General features: G+C 61.3%; 15 protein-coding genes and 1 tRNA gene. 9 read left to right on the top strand and 7 right to left on the bottom strand.

Annotation, left to right across the window (positions count from 1 at the left end):
- Positions 1 to 80: 80 nt before the first annotated feature.
- The 5 genes from ACTIFE_RS15580 to ACTIFE_RS15560 all read left to right on the top strand — a co-directional run bounded on the left by ACTIFE_RS15580 (position 81) and on the right by ACTIFE_RS15560 (position 3900).
- A tRNA-Met gene (locus ACTIFE_RS15580) sits at positions 81 to 157 on the top strand.
- A 334-nt stretch (positions 158 to 491) separates the two neighbouring features.
- Complete coding sequence (locus tag ACTIFE_RS15575; protein ID WP_439530080.1) at positions 492 to 1370, top strand: HipA family kinase; 879 nt, start codon at positions 492 to 494, stop codon at positions 1368 to 1370.
- Positions 1363 to 2139 (top strand): DUF3037 domain-containing protein, encoded by a 777-nt coding sequence (locus tag ACTIFE_RS15570; protein WP_439530079.1) that lies wholly within the window; start codon positions 1363 to 1365, stop codon positions 2137 to 2139. Before ACTIFE_RS15575 ends, ACTIFE_RS15570 begins: the two co-directional genes overlap by 8 nt.
- Before the next feature lie 391 nt (positions 2140 to 2530).
- Positions 2531 to 3088, top strand: coding sequence for a cytochrome b (locus ACTIFE_RS15565; protein ID WP_439530078.1), 558 nt, complete (start codon positions 2531 to 2533; stop codon positions 3086 to 3088).
- A 17-nt stretch (positions 3089 to 3105) separates the two neighbouring features.
- Positions 3106 to 3900: a RibD family protein gene (locus ACTIFE_RS15560; protein ID WP_439530077.1), complete on the top strand. Its 795-nt coding sequence runs from the start codon at positions 3106 to 3108 to the stop codon at positions 3898 to 3900.
- Here the strand turns inward: ACTIFE_RS15560 and ACTIFE_RS15555 are convergent.
- Genes ACTIFE_RS15555 through ACTIFE_RS15540 form a run of 4 tightly spaced genes read right to left on the bottom strand, consistent with a single transcriptional unit; the run spans position 3856 to position 7099 of the window.
- A complete protein-coding gene (locus ACTIFE_RS15555) occupies positions 3856 to 4650 on the bottom strand; it encodes a class I SAM-dependent methyltransferase (RefSeq protein WP_439530076.1) in 795 nt (264 codons plus the stop codon). The two genes, ACTIFE_RS15560 and ACTIFE_RS15555, sit on opposite strands and share 45 nt — an antisense overlap.
- A complete protein-coding gene (locus tag ACTIFE_RS15550; RefSeq protein ID WP_439530075.1) occupies positions 4647 to 5690 on the bottom strand; it encodes a glycosyltransferase family 4 protein in 1044 nt (347 codons plus the stop codon). Before ACTIFE_RS15550 ends, ACTIFE_RS15555 begins: the two co-directional genes overlap by 4 nt.
- Positions 5687 to 6085 (bottom strand): 6-pyruvoyl trahydropterin synthase family protein, encoded by a 399-nt coding sequence (locus ACTIFE_RS15545; protein WP_439530074.1) that lies wholly within the window; start codon positions 6083 to 6085, stop codon positions 5687 to 5689. Before ACTIFE_RS15545 ends, ACTIFE_RS15550 begins: the two co-directional genes overlap by 4 nt.
- A gap of 6 nt (positions 6086 to 6091) precedes the next feature.
- Positions 6092 to 7099, bottom strand: coding sequence for a zinc-dependent alcohol dehydrogenase (locus tag ACTIFE_RS15540; protein ID WP_439530073.1), 1008 nt, complete (start codon positions 7097 to 7099; stop codon positions 6092 to 6094).
- 360 nt (positions 7100 to 7459) lie between these two features.
- Here ACTIFE_RS15540 and ACTIFE_RS15535 point away from each other — a divergent pair, with 360 nt between their 5' ends.
- Positions 7460 to 8227, top strand: a complete 768-nt coding sequence (locus ACTIFE_RS15535; RefSeq protein WP_439530072.1) for a CDP-alcohol phosphatidyltransferase family protein — start codon at positions 7460 to 7462, stop codon at positions 8225 to 8227.
- Positions 8224 to 8979 (top strand): FkbM family methyltransferase, encoded by a 756-nt coding sequence (locus tag ACTIFE_RS15530; RefSeq protein WP_439530071.1) that lies wholly within the window; start codon positions 8224 to 8226, stop codon positions 8977 to 8979. The genes ACTIFE_RS15535 and ACTIFE_RS15530 overlap by 4 nt, the downstream gene beginning before the upstream one ends.
- Before the next feature lie 11 nt (positions 8980 to 8990).
- On the opposite strand, the gene ACTIFE_RS15525 is transcribed toward ACTIFE_RS15530, so the two are convergent.
- Entirely contained in the window at positions 8991 to 9914 is a 924-nt protein-coding gene (locus ACTIFE_RS15525) for a lysylphosphatidylglycerol synthase transmembrane domain-containing protein (RefSeq protein ID WP_439530070.1), read from the bottom strand.
- 62 nt (positions 9915 to 9976) lie between these two features.
- On the opposite strand from ACTIFE_RS15525, the gene ACTIFE_RS15520 reads away from it, so the two are divergent.
- Together ACTIFE_RS15520 and ACTIFE_RS15515 are read left to right on the top strand one after the other, a co-directional pair.
- On the top strand, positions 9977 to 11620 hold the full coding sequence (locus tag ACTIFE_RS15520; RefSeq protein ID WP_439530069.1) for a sulfatase: 1644 nt from the start codon (positions 9977 to 9979) through the stop codon (positions 11618 to 11620).
- 222 nt (positions 11621 to 11842) lie between these two features.
- Positions 11843 to 13369 (top strand): DUF4214 domain-containing protein, encoded by a 1527-nt coding sequence (locus ACTIFE_RS15515; protein ID WP_439530068.1) that lies wholly within the window; start codon positions 11843 to 11845, stop codon positions 13367 to 13369.
- Between the two features lie 323 nt (positions 13370 to 13692).
- On the opposite strand, the gene ACTIFE_RS15510 is transcribed toward ACTIFE_RS15515, so the two are convergent.
- Positions 13693 to 14712, bottom strand: coding sequence for a Gfo/Idh/MocA family protein (locus ACTIFE_RS15510; protein ID WP_439530067.1), 1020 nt, complete (start codon positions 14710 to 14712; stop codon positions 13693 to 13695).
- A gap of 162 nt (positions 14713 to 14874) precedes the next feature.
- Positions 14875 to 15810 carry a polyphosphate kinase 2 gene (gene ppk2, locus ACTIFE_RS15505; protein WP_439530066.1) on the bottom strand — a complete coding sequence of 312 codons (936 nt, stop codon included), beginning with the start codon at positions 15808 to 15810 and terminating at the stop codon, positions 14875 to 14877.
- Positions 15811 to 15917: the final 107 nt, after the last annotated feature.

Here is a 15917-nt window from a genome sequence, read left to right as displayed (position 1 = left end):
CAGGCCTGCAAAGTGCAAACAATCCTCTTCAATCCAACAAGACAATCAGCTCCGCGGACAAAAACCGCCAAACACCTCAACGCGGGGTGGAGCAGCCCGGTAGCTCGTCAGGCTCATAACCTGAAGGTCGCAGGTTCAAATCCTGCCCCCGCAACCAAAATCAAAGTCATAAAAAATTATCAAAAGCCCCGCTTGGCTCTTGCCAGCGGGGCTTTTTGCGTTCGCAATAGCGGGTCAGCAATAAGGCAGCAATCGGACGAAATCTACGCGCGAAAACAGGGCGATAGTGGTCCGGCAAGACGCATGCCGCGCGAAATCCGCAGAAGGTGCGAACCGATAGGATACAATCCTTCCCATGACGACGGATGCCGTCTGCACAACAGCGAGCGATGAGAGGCCTAGCCTTGACTGCCGAACGATTTGCATGGTTTCTTCGGTCTATACCTGACAATGAGTTCGTCCGCTCTTAAAGCACCTGAAGCAGCGGCCTGATGTCGGCACCGGGTTCATCAATTTTCAAGGTAGGCAATTTGGTTTTTGCAGGCATCCATTGGCAGCCCACTGAAATCCAGCGCGTTGTAAAAGTGCTCGAGACCAGTACCAAACCCCTTCAGGTTTCAACTGACGCTGGATTGGCTATTGTAAAGTATCTCGGTAATCCTGCAGGCGCTGACGCGTTAATTTGCGAGATCGTTGGTTGCAGTGCAGCATGCTTGCTAGGTCTTAAGACTCCAGACTTTGCCGTTATGGCCTTACCTCCCATGAACTTACCGAACCACCCTATGCTACAGGTTCAACCTGGCCCCGCCTTTTGTTCTAGGTGGGAAGAGATGGCCACGTCGCTGTCGCCTAACTCCGGGCTGCTCAAGAAACTGAGAAAACCTGACGACATAGCCAAACTCGTGGTCCTTGATACATGGCTGCGCAACAAGGATCGCTTCGCTGATGGTGATTGCTATCCGTTCGACGTGGTGAACTACGACAATGTTTTGCTCAAGCCCGACAAGCGCATGGTTCAACTGCTGGCGATCGATCACTCGCATGCACTGGTGGAAACGACCCTGGACGATGAACTGGGTCAAGCCTGGGTCGAAGAACAAATTGTTTACGGTCGATTTAGACAGTTCGATCACTTCTTGACCAGAAAGACGCTCGGATCGGCCCTGGCGGCCGTCGAGCGGATTGACCGGACGATGCTTCGCCGGGTATGTGAGGAAGTTCCGCGCGCCTGGGGAATGACTGTTGGGCTCAGCGAGCGCCTTTCCACCTGCTTGGACGAGCGCGCCCAGCGGTTGGGAAGTTGGCTTCCTGCTGCCATATTTGATCAGTATGAGCTACAACTTGACCAAGGGGAGGCTGCAGATGAGTGAGTGCGAACTAGCTTACAGCATCGTTCAGTTTAGTCCTCGCCCTGAGCGTTTTGAGTTCGTGAACGTCGGCGTGCTTGTGTTTGACAAGCGGCAAGGCTTGCTTGTGCGAAAGTTCAGCTCTGACTTTGGCCGAGTGAAGAGAATTTTTGGGGACGCCAGTCCTGCGTTTCTGAAGTTGGCACTCGAAGATTTTGCAGAGCGTGTCGATTTCGAGTTTCGAAAGCGTGACTATTCGGTCTCTGCGTCGGACTTCAATTCGAGGCGTGCCGGGATTTTTCAGATTACGCCGGTGCTTCCGATTTCAGGGAAGAGCGCGGTACAAGCCGCCAACGAACTTTTCTCTAATCTGGTAGCCGCAGAAGCACGAAGTCAGCGTCAGGAACGTGTAAGCACGCGCCTGAAACGAGCATTCGCAGATGCCGGGGTTCTTTCTCTACTCCAAGTGCGCCCCCATGCTGTCGAAATTCCAAAATGGGGTGTGAGCGTCAAGGCTGACTTCGGCTATCAAAACGGGGTTTACAATTTGATAGACTCAGCACGTTTTGACCAATCGGAGCGCAGCCTTGCGGAAGCCGGGAAACGAGTGCTTGAAGGGAGAGCTCTTGCCGAAACACTCGATCATCGCCTGATCGTCGTAGGCGAGTTTGGCGATCACTCTCAGGACTACGTAGATAGCCTGAAGGATGAGTTTTTGAAAGCAGACTGTAGACTGTTCGCATTGGAAGAGGTTGATGCTTTGGCCCAAGAGATCCGGCGTACTGCACACTGAAGTAGCCAAGCGTCATCCCCTCCCGGAGTGTTCCCTTAGAGCCTTTCCCTGACCACATACCTCGCCACGAAGTTCACCGCCCCTTGCGCGAGCGCGGGCCCACCGGCCACAAGGGATGCCCCGACTTCGCTATCGGAGGCATCGGACAGCCCCGGAAGTCAATACGCGATGATCGGGTCGAGCAGGCTCATCCATCCGACAGTGGCCATCTTGCGGGTAGGGCGAAGGCTGGATTGACTAATCAAGCCCTCCGGATGTCACGGAAAGGTTAGCCGGATCCAGCTCAGACCCGCTTGCCTGTTTCAGATCATGCCATACATTGAAAACAAGAACTGGGTTTGCCGTCAGGCACTTCCCCGGCAGAACTGATCATCATGTCCGAAGGGTTGGAATGAGCTTCTTTTCCCGGTCCATCGCCACGACTGATCTCGTCCTGCGGGTCGAGCGATACCCGGCGACATCTCGGCTCCTGCACTGGCTCGTGGCCTTGCTTGTTCTGGCAACCTGGCCGCTTGGTATGGTCATCCAGTTCACGGCGAAGGAGGTGCAGCTGGATTTCTACATGCTGCACGAGAGTTTGGGGTTTCTGGTGCTGTGGCTGATGTTGTTGCGCATCGGCAACCGGCTTGTCGCAAGGCCGCCGCAACCTGAGGGGCGCGCCGCCGAACGGGCCGCTGCCGGCCTCGTGCACGGATTGCTCTATGTCCTGCTCGTGGTGATGCCTGTCAGCGGGTTCCTGGCCACGAATGCGCATGGATTTCCGCTGGTCTGGTTCAATCTGGTTCCTGTCTGGAGCCCGATCGGCAAGACGCCTGAGATTGCAGGGATCTTCTCGGCAATCCATGGGTTCAGTGCCTGGGGACTTTTGGCTCTGCTTGCGCTGCACCTGGGTGCGGTGCTGGTTCATCATGCGGTCAGGCGGGACACAACGCTTTACAAGATGCTCTAGGGGCGGGAATGCGCAGCATGCAGATCAGTGAGGCGACCTGGGAGCGCCTTCTTGCCCTTCGGCTGGGACACGAGGGGTTGGCGGGGGTCGACGCGGCTTTCGGTCTTTATGGTCCCATTGCCGGCGCGCGCGGGCAGTTCGTCCTGGCGCAGGTCGGCCAGTCGCTCGACGGGCGCATTGCAACGCCTGCCGGCGATGCCCGGGATGTATCTGGGCGCGATGGCCTTGCCCATCTGCACCGCTGCCGGGCCCTGGTCGATGCGGTGATCGTCGGGGTCGGGACGGTCAAGGCCGATGATCCAAAACTGTCTGTCCGCATGGTCAAGGGGCCGGCGCCGGTCCGCGTGGTGGTGGATTGCCATGGCGACCTGGATGGCCGCGAAAGCCTGTTTCGGGATGGCGGTGCGCCAGTGGTTGTGATCCGCAGCAGCACGGCGCGAGGTCGCCTGTTTCCGGGCGCAGATGTTGTCTCTTTGCCGCCCAAGGCAAACGGATTAGACCCGCAGGATATCCTTGACGCTCTGGCGCAGCGCAATCTCCTGCGCGTTCTTGTTGAAGGCGGTGCACGCACCATTGCCCGCTTCATTGAGGCCGGGCTCGTCGACAGGTTGCATGTCGCGATTTCACCGATCATCATCGGCTCCGGGCCGAGCGGCATCATCCTTCCGCCGGTTGAGCGCCTGACCGGCGCGCATCGCCCGGTAACCGATGTCTACAACCTTGGCAGCGACATCCTGTTCGATTGCCGGCTGGAACGTGACCGCGGATCAGCTCGGCAGGGCAAGGACGTCTGTGTGGCCCAGCAGGCATGAACTTTCCGGTTCATGGATTGCCGCCAACCGGAAGGCCAGCCACGCATCGATTGTGGCTTGCGGAACATCAGAGACCTCAAGCAGCGGCTGGCGAAACCCCTTCAGCAGTTCCATCTGCAAGGCCGATGAAGCCTGGTCCAGATGCCAGGGGCTGGGCTCGATCCTGACATGGTAACCTTGGGCGTCGAAGAGACGGGCAAGGCAGCCGGAGGCATCTGGACCAAGCGCCGGGCCAAATCCCTTGTCCGTGCGCTGGTGCCGGTTGAACAGATCCACCATCAGGGCATCGAGTGGATGGGGGATCGACCAGCTGACCGCGCCATCGACATTCAGCGCGGCGTATAGACCACAGCCGGCCTCGACGAGCCTGTCCGTCAGAGCCTTGCAGAAAGCCTCCGAACACAGGTCAAACAGGGCGGAGGCGGTGACCATTGTGGTCCCGGTCAAAGGAAGTGTACCGATTTCGTTCAGGTCATGCCGGTGGAAGGTGACGGCGGGGTTCGGGCCAATTTGACGCTCGGCTTCCGCCAGCAGGAGTGGGTCATAGTCCAGCAGTTGCCATGTGGTGGTGCCGGGCATCAGGCGGGCAAGGCTGCGCCAAGTCGACCCTGTCCCGCAGCCGATGTCCAGAACACGAGGATCGGGCAGCGCGGACAGGGTTCGGGCAAGGACTTGCACCAGTCCCGGGTGCCGTGCTGCCTGATCTGCCGGTTCCCGCAGGGCCAGCCATGTCTTGTCAAAGCCACTCATTGCAAGGCTGCCAGCGTGTTCGAGATGGTCTCGGCCGTTCTTGTCCAGTCCGGCAGGTCAGCACCGGCCTGCCGGGCGGCAGCCGCCATCCGGGCATGCAACGGCTTGTCGACGATCAGGGCCCGCAGGGCCCCGGCAAAGGCGTCGATGTCGTCGACCGGGACCAGGAGGCCGGCGCTCGCGGGGACAACATCGGGAATGGCGCCAGCCTGGCAGGCGACAATCGGCAGGCCTTGCGACAGGGCTTCGGCAAAGACCATGCCATAGCCCTCGAACCGGCTGGCGAGCGCAAAAATGTCGGCCGTAGCCATCAGGGCCCGTGCGTCCCTGCAGTCGCCAGTCAGATCGATCCGGCCTGACAGTTCCAATCCGTCGATCTGCTGGCGAAGCGCTGCTGCAGTCTGCGGGCTGAGGTCCGGGCTGCCGGCGATGGTCGCGCGCCAGGGCAGATCGCTGATCCGGGCGAGGGCTGAAACCAGGATTTCGTGTCCCTTGCGGGGGATCAGGGACGCGACGCAGACAATATGCGCGGGATTGCCATTGCAAGCCGAAACCTGGGCGGGGTCCGTGCCTGGAAGCGCCACGGTCAAACGGCTGCGCGGCACGCCAAACGCAGCTTCAAGGTCACGCCTGGTCATTGGTGATGTGACCACGACATGGCGGGCGAAGGAGAGGGCGCGGCTTTCGCACTTCCGCAGCCGATCCTGCTCGGTGAGAGGCAGATCCGTCTCGAATGCCAGCGGATGATGAACCAGCGCGACGATCCGCAGCCGGTCCCTCTCCTGTGCCGCCCAGTCATCCAGCACCCCGAAGGCAAGGCCGTCGATGACAACGAGGGCACCGTCCGGCAAGGCTGACAGACGGCGCTCCGCTTCGCGTTTGACACTATCTGACGGACGCGGAAAGCCGGAGCCGAGCCCAAGGCTGGAGACGACCCAGCCAGCCTCGCTGAGACCCGTGATCACCCGGCGGTCATAACCGTAACCCCCGGTGTTGAGGTTCAGGTCGCCCGGATAGGCGAAGGTGACGCTTTTGCTCAAAGGTCGGCCTCATACCAGCCTCGGGCAGCATGGGACTCGTGCAGCGTCACCTTGAGACGGCAGATGCGGTGGCTGCCCTCGCCGAGTTTCTTGTCGATAACGGCCTGGGCAAGTTGGTCAAAGATGTATTTTGCCACGACCTCGGTGGTTGTGATCTTGCCGGTAAAAACGGCCACTTCATCGAGGTTCTGGTAATTGAGCGGCTTCAGCACCTCGCCCAGCACGGTGGTCGCTGCGCCGATATCGACCGCCAGGCCATCCTCGTCCACGTCCTTGGTGAAGAAGGCGGCGTCGACGACAAAAGTGGCACCATGCATGCCCTGTGCCGGCCCGAAAACCGGACGCGGGAGGCTATGGGCGATCATGATGTGATCTCGGACTTCAACTGCGAACATGAGGTCTCACTCTCGATAACGGATGCGATGGCAGAGGGTGTCGGGATTGGCAAGGATGCCGGGATAGTCGGTTTCAAGATCGGCAAAGCGGGTTTCAGCGCTGATCATTGCGTCGAGATCGTCGTCGCGCAGAAGTTCGAGCGCCTTGGCGAGACGGCGGGCGAAAGTCCAGCGTGCGCGCCGCGAGGCAGGCACCGAACCAACCTGCGAACTGGCGATTGTCAGCCGCCGGGCATGGAAGGCGCCGCCGAGCGGCAGGGTGACGGGCTTGTCGCCATACCAGCTTGCTTCAATGATACGCGCTTCCTGCCCGGCCAGTTCAATCGCCTGGGCAAGAGCTTCGCCAGAGCCCGAGGCATTGACGAGCACGTCGAGGTCGCCGCCTGTCGCAGGGGGCAGCGCGAAGGCGATGCCGAGGTGATCTGCCAGGGCCTGCCGCTTCGGATTGCGATCGATCAAGAGTATCTGCGTCCCGACAATCCGCGAGGCGAGATAGGCGACGAGCGTGCCGACCACGCCGGCCCCGAAGACGGCTACCCGGTCCCCCGGCAGGATGCCGGCATCCCAGACGATGTTCAGGGCTGTTTCCATGTTTGCGGCCAGGATGGCACGGGCGGGTGGCAGGTCATCGGGCAGCGGCACGACTGCCTCGCCGCCAACGACGAAGAGATCCTGATGTGGATGCAGGCAAAATACCATCTTGCCGATCAGGTCTGCCCTGCCAGCTTCCACCTGGCCGACTGCCGCGTACCCGTACTTGACCGGAAAGGGCAAGCCGCCGCCCATATGCGGGCAGCGCATGCGCTCGAATTCTGCCGGCGGGACACGCCCGTTGAAAACGAGATCTTCGGTGCCCCGGCTGATGCCGCTGTACTGCATGCGGACAAGCACCTGATCGTCTGTCGGTGGCGGAAGCGTCTCCGCCCCCATGCGGCATCGGCCAGCCGACGGAAGCCACAGGGCGTGGGCAAGACTGGCATTGGGCGCTTGCGGCTTGCCGGTGTCCGGGGTCATTCCAGTCTCCTTGGAGAGGTTGCGTGGTCGCGCGGGAGAAGGTTGAGACCGCGAGACAGGTGGACGCCGAGATCGAGACGGAAGGCAGAATGAAGCGCTTGAGGTCACCCTTGAAAGCGTGTCCTCGATAGCATGATTGGCAAAACGACGCTGACGCCTCAACCGCCTGGGACGGATCAACTTCTTGTCAGTTTGTCCTCTCACGCCGGTTGAGGCATTGTTGAAACACGTCTTTCTGGCGACCATACCCTTGGCTCTCGATTTAGTCGCCTTACCTTTTTACAGGTGCCAAACTTGTATCAGTATGCCGCGTCCGCGAGCGGGGGCCAGGGTGAAGAGTGGTTGGAAATGCATCCAGGGATGTCTGATGCCGCGCCGGCGGCCATATCTGCCTACACGCCGTCACCGGAGCTGAAAGCCCGCGCGATGATCGCGCTTGGCTCGGTCTTTTGTGCGGCGGTCATCTGCTATGTGCCGGTCGGACTGCACCTGTCCCTAGGGCTGACGACGATTGGCGCGGCAAGCGCCTTGCTCCTGTTCATCTTCTCACTTGTGATCTTTGGCCTGCGGCACCACGGTTTCAAGCGGTTCGGGGCTGCCAACACCGTAACTGCGATCCGTGCCGCGATTGTCAGCCTGATTGCAGCGGCCGTGCTTTTCCCGGCAACGGCGGCCGAAGGCTCTCTTGCTTCCTGGGCTTTTGTCGGCCTGGTGCTGGTGGCACTCGCCCTTGACGGCGTGGACGGCTATTTGGCGCGCCGCTCCGGCTGTTCATCTGCGCTTGGAGCCAGGTTCGACATGGAGATCGACGCTCTTCTCATTCTTTGCCTGTCCGTGGCGGCGTATTTTCTTGGCAAGGCCGGGATCTGGGTCCTGCTGATTGGTCTGATGCGCTATGGCTTTGTGCTGGCGCAGGTACCTCTCCCCCGGTTGCGCGGAGATTTGCCGCCGTCTTTCCGGCGCAAGCTGGTCTGCGTTGTCCAGGTCGCCGCAATGTGCCTGATGTTGGTGCCCGGGCTGGAGCCGCCCCTCTCAACGGGGATCGCCGCCATCGCACTGGGCCTGCTCGCCTGGTCCTTTGCCGTGGACAGCCACTATCTCCTCTCGGCCGCCAGGTCAGGCAAATGAGCGTATTGGGCAGCATCAACACTGCAATCGGCATGACCCGTTCGCTGGTGATCTACTACGGCCAACCCTGGCGCCGGCAGCAATTGAAACGCTTCTATGCGGGTTTGATCGGGGAAGGTGACCTTGTGTTCGATATCGGGGCCCACGTGGGCAGCCGCAGCCGGACATTGCTGTCGCTTGGGGCCAGGGTGGTGGCTGTCGAGCCGCAACCGGCCTTTGCCGATTTCATAGCCCGGCATCTCGCCGCCGAACTGACCGGGTTTGAGCGGGTAGCGGTCGGAGCGAGCGAGGGTGACGTCACGCTCCATGTTTCCAGTCGCCATCCAACAGTGACAACCGTTTCACCCCGCTTCATCGAGGGCGTCAGCGACGCCGAAGGGTTCCGGACAGTGGTCTGGGATCGTGAGGTCCGCATCCCGATGACAAAACTGGACAAGTTGATCGCGAAATACGGCTTGCCCGCCTTCTGCAAGATTGATGTGGAGGGGGCCGAAAGCGACATCCTGCAAGGCCTGTCGCAACCCATCGGCCTCATCGCCTTTGAGTATATTCCCGCGATGCCGGGGGTCGCCCGGGACGCCATCGAGCGGTTGATGCATCTTGGGAACTATCGCTTCAATCGCGTGATCGGCGAGCGCCATTGCTTCGTTGACGCGGAGTGGCAGGAGGCAGGGCCCCTCCTGAACGAACTTGCGAGGCTGACCCCCGAAAGCCCGTCTGGCGACATCTACGCACGTTTGATGCCGGAATGAGGCGGGCGGACCTAGATGCGGCGGCTCAGCCGGCGAAGCAGCAATCCGAAGGCGACGCAAAGGCCGGGAAGGGCCGTTCCGGCCAGAGTGAGGCTGCCATACACCAGGCTTGCGGCAATCCCCTCGGCATCCGTGAATCCAACGAGCGGCCACAAGGCGGCTGCGGTGGCCTCGCGCGGTCCCCAGCCACCGACGCCAAGGGGAACAAGCATCGCCAGAAGGCAAAGTGGAATGATCGTGATGGCGGCAACAGGGGGCAGCGGCGCACCGACAGCATCGGATGCCAGCAGGAAGCTCACCACATAGCAGCCGACAATCAGCGCGCTGAGGCTGACCTGGACCGCAAGAGCGCCCTGGTTCCAGAAGGCGGCGGCGAGATTTGGCCTGAGCCTTTGGAACCAGGCTGCCAGGACCTGACGAAACCGGAGCGATGCTGCGATGAGGGCAATGCTGGACAGCAGCGCACCCCAGAGAACAGGGCCAGAGATCCCGTCGAAGGGGACGGGCAGCACGAACGGCCAGGCGAGCAGGCCGATGCCTGTCAGCACGAAAAAGGCGAATTGCCCCGACAAGCGTTCCAGGACGACGGCCATCGCCGCCCGCTTCCAGCCGCCCGAGGTGCCATCCTGCACCCGGTAGACCCGGGTGGCGTCTCCGGCGATGCCGCTGGGCAGGGTCTGGTTGAGGACACTGCTGAGATAGTACTCGCGGATTGCGATCCACACCGGAAAGTCCTGGCCGAGCCGCCCGGCAGTAAACCGCCAGCGCAGGGCAGACAATACGATCTGGATCTGGACCAGCAGCGTCACTGCGAGCATGTGGCCGGTTGGCACCTTGCCAAGGGCGGCCGCGATCGCCGCCGGATCGGCGGCCCAGACAAGAAAGACCAGACCGGCGAGGCCGATACTGATCCCGATAATCCTCAGTTTACGCATTCTGTTCTCGGCGTGGGATGGTCGCGGCGTTCGGATCGTCGGCCTGTTGCAGGGTATGCACGATGAATGTTCCCAGTCTGCACAGCAGCTATCCGCATGTCAGTGGGGCGAAGGCCTGGGGTGCGATCCTGGTCTTCACCTGTATTGCTCTTGCCGCTTGTACGATGCCGGACAGCCCCGGGGATTTTTATCTATCCAGATTTTTGCGTCTGCCGCTGGAAGTTCCCCTGGTTGCGCTTGGCTTGCTGGTATTGCCGCCGCGTCTGGCGATTGCTCTTGCCGCTGGAGCCACGATCAGCGCCTTTGCCCTGCTGGTTCTGAAACTTGCCGATGTCGGTGTGATTTCCATCTTCCAACGCCGCTTCAATCCGTACCTCGACGTCAAACTGATTGGCGACGGCTGGAACCTTTTGTCGGGAACCATAGGCGTCCCCGGCGCGGCGCTCGCTGTGGTCATGGTGGTCGCGGCAATGGCTGCCGTTGTCGCCGGCTTCTGGTGGGCCTGTGTGTCGATGACCCGGTTCGCCCAAGGCGCTCGCCGGCTGGCAACACGCGGGTTTCTGCTTGCTCTCATCGCCGGCGGCGTGCTCTGGACCCTCCATGCGCAGGTCGGGATGCGGCCTCTCGCCGATGCGAGGGTGGCGTCCTACCTTGGCGACCGGCTGGCGTTGGTCGCCCACTCGGTTGCCGACATCAGGGCCTTCGAGGGCGAGCTTTTGGCTGATACCCGGCCAGCGGAACAGACAGAGCTCTTCGCCGGTGTGCGGGACCGGGATGTAATCCTGATCTTCATCGAATCTTACGGACGGAGCGCGATTGACGACCCACGCTATGGCGGATTGATCCAGCCTCGTCTTGACGGGATCGAGCAGCGGCTGCAGGACGCCGGGTTTGCCTCGGCAAGTGGCTGGACGCGCTCGCCCACCGTGGGGGGGCTGAGCTGGCTTGCCCATGGAACGCTCCTGTCCGGGCTCTGGGTCGACAGTCAGGCCCGCTACGACATGCTGATGGCGAGCGGGCAGGTGAGCCTCAACTGGATGTTTCTCCAGGCCGGATGGCTGACAGCGGCCGTCATGCCGGCCATCACCATGGATTGGCCGGAGGCCGCCTATTATGGCTATGAGAAGATTGTCGCCTTCAAGGATCTCGGCTACAGGGGCAAGCCCTTCAACTGGGTGACCATGCCGGATCAGTACACGCTTTCAGCCTTTGACCGTCTCGTGCGCCGACCGGCGCATGCGGAAGGGCGTGCCGTCATGGCGGAGATTGCCCTGATCTCAAGCCATGCGCCCTGGACACCGGTTGCGACGCTGATCAACTGGGAAGATGTCGGCGATGGCACCGTGTTCAACGCGCAGGCCGAAAGCGGCGATCCGCCGGCCGTGGTCTGGGCAGATCATGAGCGGGTCCGCCACCAGTATGTCCGGACGGTCGACTATGCGCTCGAAACGGTCGGCGACTACATTGCCCGCTTCGGCGGCGATGCCGTGTTCATCTTCCTCGGCGATCATCAACCCGCAGCCCTGGTGACCGGCGAAGGGGCGTCCCGCTCCGTCCCGATCCACGTTGTCAGCCGCGACCGGGCCCTGGTCGATCGATTCCTCGCAGAAGGCTTCGACGCCGGGATGACGCCCACCGCCGAAGGCCCCGAGCCGTCCATGGCCGAGATGCGGTCTGTCCTGATCAGGGCTTTTGGTCACCGGTGAAGCGAATGTTGCGAAGCCAGGCCGCCTTCGACAGCGGTACGACGGCGCTCGGCTGACGCCAAGCGGGCCAGGCTCGCTACGTCCTATGATCGGACCCGGATGCCTCCTGCCAATCTCTGGCGCGTGGCGTCAAAAGAAGCACCCAGTTATTGCCATTCCCCCCTCCTTGCGAATGCGGCGGCGGCGTGAGATTCCTCATATGTGCCCTTGTGGAGACCACATATGTCGACTTTTATTACCGTCGGTCAGATCCCGACCAATCCTTATGTTGCAGGCCTGCTGACAGAGCCCGAGCTGCCCAATCCGGTTCGCTGGGACAATTCCGCGCCGCTCAAGGTCTATTTTGATGATGCCGGCATCCGCGCCTGGACCCAGACTGAAATCCAGCGGAACATGGCCGGCTTCAATGAATGGTCGCGCGTTGCCAACATCGATTTCGTCCTGACCACCAACAAGGCCGAAGCGCAGATCATCTCGATCCTGCGCACGACCATTGACGGCAAGGATACAATTCTCGGCCAGACGACTGCTCCCTCCGGTGGTGAGAATCCGATAACGATTGAGTACTCGGTCCGCGGTGCCAACTTCGAAAATTTCGCCGAAGGTGGGGACAGCTATCACACGGTCGTGCATGAGATCGGTCACACGCTCGGCGTCTACCATCCACATGACGGCACTCTGTTCCCGGGCGTTCCGGATGGCGCGGATGACAACACCGGCACCAACGGCCAGAACCAGGTCATCTACACCGTGATGTCCTACGTCTCAGGCTGGACGGGCGAGCCGGTGACCAGCCCGACCTTCGGCACCGCCTCTTCGGCCATGGCCTTCGATATCGCGGCGGCCCAGTTTCTCTATGGCGTGCGCGCCGCTGAAACCGGAAACTCCACCTACCTGCTGCCGACGGCAAATGGTCTCGGAGTGAGCTGGCGCTCGATCTGGGATACGGCCGGCATGGACACCATCTCGGCCAATGGCGCCACGGGCGATGCCACCATCGACCTGCGCGCCGCACCGCTGACCGGCGAGAATGCCGGCGGCTATGTGTCCTGGGTCAAGGGCGTCAAGGGCGGCTTCACCATTGCCAACGGCGTCACCGTCGAAAAGGCCATTGGCGGCAGCGGCAATGACCGCCTGATCGGCAACGAGGCCCATAACGTCTTCATCGGCAACGCCGGCGATGACTTCATCGATGGCATGGGTGGTCTCGACATCGCCCAGTATCAAACCACTCGCGAAAGCGTCCAGATCGAACGCGGCCCAAGCGCCATCGTCGTGAATGCGAACAATGCTGGCCTCGGCACAGACACGCTGACCAATGTCGAGCGCTTGCATTTCACCAACGGTGTTCTGGCCTTTGACACCGATGGCGGGTCCGCCGGTCAGGTCTATCGCCTCTATCAGGCAGCCTTTGCCCGCACCCCGGACAAGCCTGGCCTGACGCACAACCTGAATCTCGTCGACAACGGCCTTGGCATCAAGACCATGTCGTCTGCCTTCATCGGCTCGGCCGAGTTCGTCCAGCGCTACGGCCAGAATACAACCGACACTACTTTCATCAACGCGCTCTACCAGAACGTTCTGGCGCGTGACGCCGATGCTGGTGGTCTTGCCGGCTGGCAGCAGCGCTTGGCGGATGGCTCCTGGAACCGTGCCGACGTGCTGTTCGGCTTCTCGGAGAGTGGTGAGAACAAGGCGCTGGTTGCGAATGCGATTCAGGGTGGGATCTGGCTCGATCTGGTCGCCTGAGCGGCGGATCACTTAACGGAAAGAGAGAAGGCCCGGGCGATTCATTCGCCCGGGCTTTTTGCGTCAGGAAACCTCTTTCTCGACAGGCTCACTCCGTGTCACCCCGGCCGAGCAACGCGAGAGCCGGGGCCTACTCGCTTGCAGAGCTTTTCAGACACGCTGTGCACAAGCGCGCTATTCAGCTTCGTTTTGTGCCACTGCGGAAAAAATTCGTCGCTTTGCGAATGAGTAGGCCCCGGGTTTTCACTTCGCTACACCCGGGGTGACATCGGCAGGTTCAACAGCACGCCTTCGCTTCAGCATTTCCCTGTCCGCCCTCTCCTTCAGAGCGGCGACAAGCTGGCCCAGCCACCATCGCGCTCGGAGCGGAACAGCGCGTCGAGGATTTCCATGTTTCGCACCGCGTCCTCGGCGGCATAGGGCGGGGGCACCTCGCCCAGCACCGCCCGGCCAAAGGCATCCACCAGCTCTGCATATTGATCGCATGGCGCGATCTCCAGTATCTGCGCTGCCGCATCGCCAAGCTTCGACCCGTCGTCGAGGCGCAGGCTGACCGCTTCGCCCTGTGCCGCGTTGTAGGGAATGGTGATTTCCAGCCGCTTTTTCGTTCCGACCAGTTGCAGCCGCTGGAAGGGGGCCAACTGGGTCGCCACCGTGAAGTCCAGACTGCGGCCATTGCCGAAATCCATCAGGCCGCTCGCCAGACGATCGGTCCCGAAGGCCGGATCCCGGTCGATCAGCGAAACCACCCGCAACGGCTCGGCCTCGAAGAAGAAGCGTCCGGCGACCATCGGATAGCAGCCGATGTCCATCAAGGCGCCGCCGCCGATGTCGGCCTGGTTGCGGATGTTTCCGGGGTCGGCATTGAAGTAGCTGAAGAAGGACTGGATCGCTCTGAGGTCACCCAGTTCGCCCGAGCGCACGATCTCGCGTGCCTTCAGCCACTGCGGATGCCAGCGCACCATGAAGCCCTCGGCGACCAGCTTGTCCTTCGGCAGATCGAGCAATTGGCGCGCTTCTTCCGCCGACAAGGCGATTGGCTTCTCGCACAAGACATGCTTTCCCGCCTTCACGGCGGCGATGGTCATCGGAACATGCAGGTGGTTGGGCAGCGGATTGTAGACCGCATCAATCGAGGGATCCGCCAGCAGCGCCTCGTAGCTGCCATGGGCCACCGGAATGCCAAGCGCACGGGCGGCCGCATCGGCGCTGTCCTGACTGCGCGAGGCAATCGCCGCAACCGTGCCGGTCTTCGAGCGCTGGATCCCCGGAATGACTTTCTCGCGCGCAATTCGTGCCGTGGACAGGATGCCCCAGCGAACAGGCTTCGCAGTTTCAGTCATGATGTGCGCTCCTCAGAAATGGCTGAAGTGTAGCAAGGGTCAGAACGGCCTCAGCTGGCTCGAACGGCTTGCCGGAGTGGGAGCGACAGGTTGGCAGTGTTTTCAGGCAGATACCAGCCCCTGTAACAGAGGCTGGCACCAAACGTGTTGCAGCTGATGCCCTCAATAGCGCTTCGGCACGTACAGCTCTTCCGGCAGCGTCATGCGCTCGTAGTCCGGGTTGAACACGCGATCCGGCAACTTGATCGGATCATGCGGGATTTCCTCATATGGGACCTGCGACAAGAGATGCGAGATGCAGTTGAGGCGAGCTGCCTTCTTGTCGTTGCCCTCAACAATGAACCACGGCGCTTCCGGAATGTTGGTGCGCGCGAAGGTCTCTTCCTTGGCCTTGGTATAGGCCTCCCAGCGGATGCGCGACTGCAGGTCCATCGGCGACAGTTTCCACTGCTTCAGCGGATCGTGGATGCGCATCAGGAAGCGCAGCTGCTGCTCCTGGTCGGTGATCGAGAACCAGTATTTCACCAGCTTGATGCCGGAGCGGGCCAGCATGCGCTCGAACTCCGGAACGTCGTGATAGAATTCTTCCACCTGCTCGTGCGAGGCAAAACCCATGACGCGCTCGACGCCGGAACGGTTGTACCAGGAGCGGTCGAACATCACCATTTCGCCGGCTGCCGGCAGATGCGGGACGTAGCGCTGGAAATACCACTGGCTCTTCTCGCGCTCGGTCGGGGCGGGCAGGGCGACAACGCGGGCGGCGCGCGGGTTGAGGCGCTGGGTGATGCGCTTGATCACCCCGCCCTTGCCGGCGGCATCACGGCCCTCGAACAGCACCACCAATTTGAAGCCGGTGTGCTGGATCCAGTCCTGCATCTTCACCAGCTCGGCCTGAAGCCGCAGCAACTCATGGAAGTAAACCTGACGGTCAACGGTCGACTTGTGCTTCATGTCGGAAATGAAGGCCAGTTCGCGCGCCAGTTCCGGCGGCATCAGCTGGTCGTCGAGTTCCATTTCGAGCTCTTCGTCCAGGCTGTCCAGCCACTCCGCGTTTGCCCAGCTCTGCGACTGTCCGCCCTTTTGCTCGTTTCCGTCCATGTTCCGATCCCTTGTCGTCAGCTGGCAAAGCACCAGCCGGCATTTTCTGAAGGCAAGCTACACCGCTATTGCGACAACTTGCAGAAACCGCGTCAAGATGTGGCTAT

The organism is Pannonibacter sp., assembly GCF_051860505.1.
Lineage (GTDB): Bacteria > Pseudomonadota > Alphaproteobacteria > Rhizobiales > Stappiaceae > Pannonibacter.
The sequence above is the reverse complement of the archived record's forward strand: the minus strand, read 5'-3'. Positions and strand labels throughout refer to the sequence as shown.

Excerpts from the sequence above, each read along its gene's own strand:
- ACTIFE_RS15575 (WP_439530080.1), top strand. The coding sequence starts at position 492 with ATGTCGGCACCGGGTTCATCAATTTTCAAGGTAGGCAATTTGGTTTTT.
- ACTIFE_RS15570 (WP_439530079.1), top strand. The coding sequence starts at position 1,363 with ATGAGTGAGTGCGAACTAGCTTACAGCATCGTTCAGTTTAGTCCTCGC.
- ACTIFE_RS15565 (WP_439530078.1), top strand. The coding sequence starts at position 2,531 with ATGAGCTTCTTTTCCCGGTCCATCGCCACGACTGATCTCGTCCTGCGG.
- ACTIFE_RS15560 (WP_439530077.1), top strand. The coding sequence starts at position 3,106 with ATGCAGATCAGTGAGGCGACCTGGGAGCGCCTTCTTGCCCTTCGGCTG.
- ACTIFE_RS15555 (WP_439530076.1), bottom strand. The coding sequence starts at position 4,650 with ATGAGTGGCTTTGACAAGACATGGCTGGCCCTGCGGGAACCGGCAGAT.
- ACTIFE_RS15545 (WP_439530074.1), bottom strand. The coding sequence starts at position 6,085 with ATGTTCGCAGTTGAAGTCCGAGATCACATCATGATCGCCCATAGCCTC.
- ACTIFE_RS15540 (WP_439530073.1), bottom strand. The coding sequence starts at position 7,099 with ATGACCCCGGACACCGGCAAGCCGCAAGCGCCCAATGCCAGTCTTGCC.
- ACTIFE_RS15535 (WP_439530072.1), top strand. The coding sequence starts at position 7,460 with ATGTCTGATGCCGCGCCGGCGGCCATATCTGCCTACACGCCGTCACCG.
- ACTIFE_RS15530 (WP_439530071.1), top strand. The coding sequence starts at position 8,224 with ATGAGCGTATTGGGCAGCATCAACACTGCAATCGGCATGACCCGTTCG.
- ACTIFE_RS15525 (WP_439530070.1), bottom strand. The coding sequence starts at position 9,914 with ATGCGTAAACTGAGGATTATCGGGATCAGTATCGGCCTCGCCGGTCTG.
- ACTIFE_RS15520 (WP_439530069.1), top strand. The coding sequence starts at position 9,977 with ATGAATGTTCCCAGTCTGCACAGCAGCTATCCGCATGTCAGTGGGGCG.
- ACTIFE_RS15515 (WP_439530068.1), top strand. The coding sequence starts at position 11,843 with ATGTCGACTTTTATTACCGTCGGTCAGATCCCGACCAATCCTTATGTT.
- ACTIFE_RS15510 (WP_439530067.1), bottom strand. The coding sequence starts at position 14,712 with ATGACTGAAACTGCGAAGCCTGTTCGCTGGGGCATCCTGTCCACGGCA.
- ppk2 (WP_439530066.1), bottom strand. The coding sequence starts at position 15,810 with ATGGACGGAAACGAGCAAAAGGGCGGACAGTCGCAGAGCTGGGCAAAC.